This is a genomic window from Actinomadura sp. KC06 (assembly GCF_004348735.1).
GTDB lineage: Bacteria > Actinomycetota > Actinomycetes > Streptosporangiales > Streptosporangiaceae > Spirillospora.
Window position 1 is genome coordinate 1 of record NZ_SMKT01000356.1, and the last position, 2,601, is coordinate 2,601.

Annotated in this window: 3 protein-coding genes; all 3 read left to right on the forward strand. The window is 72.5% G+C overall.

All coding sequences use genetic code 11. The features are described from left to right. On the forward strand, positions 1-830 hold an 830-nt coding region (locus E1287_RS42930; protein WP_131971848.1), incomplete at its 5' end, for an FAD-dependent oxidoreductase. Positions 831-914: 84 nt separating this feature from the next. Then, positions 915-1,829, forward strand: a complete 915-nt coding sequence (locus E1287_RS42935) for a sucrase ferredoxin (RefSeq protein ID WP_131971850.1) — start codon at positions 915-917, stop codon at positions 1,827-1,829. A gap of 186 nt (positions 1,830-2,015) precedes the next feature. Further along, positions 2,016-2,312: a WhiB family transcriptional regulator gene (locus E1287_RS42940; protein ID WP_021600082.1), complete on the forward strand. Its 297-nt coding sequence runs from the start codon at positions 2,016-2,018 to the stop codon at positions 2,310-2,312. Positions 2,313-2,601 lie beyond the last annotated feature (289 nt).

Consider the following 2,601-nt stretch of genomic DNA (forward strand, 5'->3'; position numbering starts at 1 on the left):
GGGTCTGGGCGGGCGGGCTGGTGGACGGGGTGCGCCTGCGCCCGTCGCGCGGCACCCACATCGTGGTCCGGGCGGAGACGCTGCGCGGGCTGACCGCCGGGATGCAGATCGCCGTCCCGGGCACGTCCAGCCGGTTCCTGCTGGTGATGCCGCAGGGCGACGGCCGCGTGTACGTCGGCCTGACCGACGAGCCCGCCGACGGGCCGATCCCGGACGTCCCGGAGCCGACGGACGGCGAGATCGGGTTCCTGCTGGACATGCTCGGCTCCGCGCTCGACGCCCCCATCCGCCGCGCGGACGTGATCGGCGCGTTCGCCGGGCTCCGCCCCCTGCTGGACGCCGACCACGGCAAGGCCACCACCGACATCTCCCGCCGCCATGCGGTCCTGACCTCGCGGGACGGCGTCGTCACGATCGTCGGCGGCAAGCTCACCACCTACCGGCGGATGGCACAGGACGCCGTCGACGCCGCCCTTCGCGTCCGCGGGCTCGACGCGGGGCCGAGCCGCACCGCCCGCCTCCTGCTCGTCGGCGCCGCCGCGCGTCAGCAGCTGGACGCGATCGACGCCCCGCGACGACTCGTCCAGCGGTACGGGACCGAGGCGCCGCTGCTGACCGCGCTCGCCGAGGACGACCCGGCCCTGCTGGAGCCGGTGGTGCCGGGCCTGCCGGTGCTCGGCGTGGAGCTGGCGTGGGCGGTGCGGCACGAGGGCGCACTCGACGCCGCCGACGTCCTCGACCGCCGCACCAGGATCGGGCTCGTCGCGTCCGACCGGGAGGCCGCGCGCCCGGCCGCGGAGGCGCTGCTGCCCCGCGCCGCCCTGCGCTGATCGTTCAACTGAGGACCCCGTTGGTTTCGCGGCGGCGGATTAGGTTAACCTTACCTAATTGAGCAGAGGTCAACGGGGGGTACTGTGACGCGCGGCAACAGCTGCGAGCACTGTCCGGGAAGCCACACCGGCCGGCGGCCGTGCCTGGCCAGCGCCACCGAGAAGGCGGGCGCCTGGCTGCTCGTCGAGCACCCCGGGCCCTGGCCGGAGCGCGTCGAGGACCTCGCCCGGCCCGCGCCGGTCGCCGAGGCGGTGCGCGCCGCGAAGCGGGCGGGCGTCCGGCCCCAGCTGATCCGCCGCACCGGACGCCGCCGCGCCACCCCGCCCCTCCAGGTCTACGCCGCGTACTCCCGCGGGAACGAGGTCTGGGCCGAGGCGCGCGAACTCGACGACCCCGCCGAGCTGGCGTCGCTCGACCTCGACGCCCTGGCCGCCGGGCAATCCCCGGGCCTCGGGGAGCGCATGGCGGAGCCGGTCTTCCTGGTCTGCACGCACGGGCGCCGCAACGTCTGCTGCGCCCGCACCGGAGCGCCCCTGGCCCGGACGCTCGCCGCCCGCTTCGGCGGCCTCGTCTGGGAGACCACGCACGTCGGCGGCGACCGCTTCGCCGCCAACCTGGTGTGCCTCCCCCACGGGCTCTGCTACGGCAACCTCGGCGAGCCCGAGGCCGTGGCGGCGGCGGACGCCTACCTGCGGGGCGAGGTCGTCCTCGACAGGCTGCGCGGACGCGCCGGCGTGCCCGAGCCCGAGCAGGCCGCCGAGCACTTCGTCCGGGCGCACGCGGGACGGCTCGGGCTGGCCGACGTGACGGGCGTCTCGGTACGGGCCGTCGCGGGAACAACCAGGTACGAAGCCGTCGTTCATCTTCGGGAGAGGCGTTACCACATCGTCGTGGAGGCCGTCCGGCAGTCCGCCCCATGTGGACCGGACTGTGAGGAGAACCTGAGAACCTACGTTGTTAGGGAACTCACCCTTCTCAACGAGGCGGCCCTCGTGTAATCTCTCTGAGGCCCCATTCGTGGGTCTCCCTGTCGCACGTCCCCAGGTTTCCGGAGTAACCGGACGGGGAACAGAGCGGCAACTCCAGACGTTGGACCATTCGGCGCTTCTTGACTTCATGTCGCCTGAAGCATGTCGAGCGTCCCATGTCCTGAAATTGTTCGAACCAATCAAGGTGGGTGTTCCATGGCTCAGGTACGTCGGCAGGCAAACCTCCCTCGTCCCAGCTGGGGCTGGCAGGACGCCGCGGCGTGCCGGGGGGAAGACCTCGTCCTCTTCTTCGGTCCCGACGGTGAGCGTCAGCCCGAGCGGGAGATCCGCGAGCGCAAGGCGAAGCAGATCTGCATGGGCTGCCCCGTCCGCACGGAGTGCCTGGACTACGCGGTTTCCAGGCCCGAGAAGTACGGCACGTGGGGCGGTCTGAACGAAGACGAGCGCGCGTCCGAGCGCCGTCGCCGGATGCGCCGCGCCAACGCCGCGTAGCAGGCCGGCAAGGCCAGTTCGCAGGCCACCACAACGCTCCCATCGCGAACCCCGGCACGCCACCGAGAAAACGACACGGCCCCGCCACGCGGGGCCGTTTGCGTGTCCAGGCCCTGATCCCCGAACCGGGCGCGGCGGCTTCGTCACATGTGCGTCACATCTGCGTCACAACGGTCTCGACTTTCCGCGGAACCGCGCTTTTACCGCAACGTCGCCCCCGGTGTGGCCATTTCACAGAAATTCGCCACACCCATTTTCTCCCGCCCCCGCCTCGCCCCGCGCCTCAGCC

What these genes read in the sequence shown, in the direction of transcription:
- E1287_RS42940 (WP_021600082.1), top strand. Translation starts at nt 2,016, where the DNA reads ATGGCTCAGGTACGTCGGCAGGCAAACCTCCCTCGTCCCAGCTGGGGC.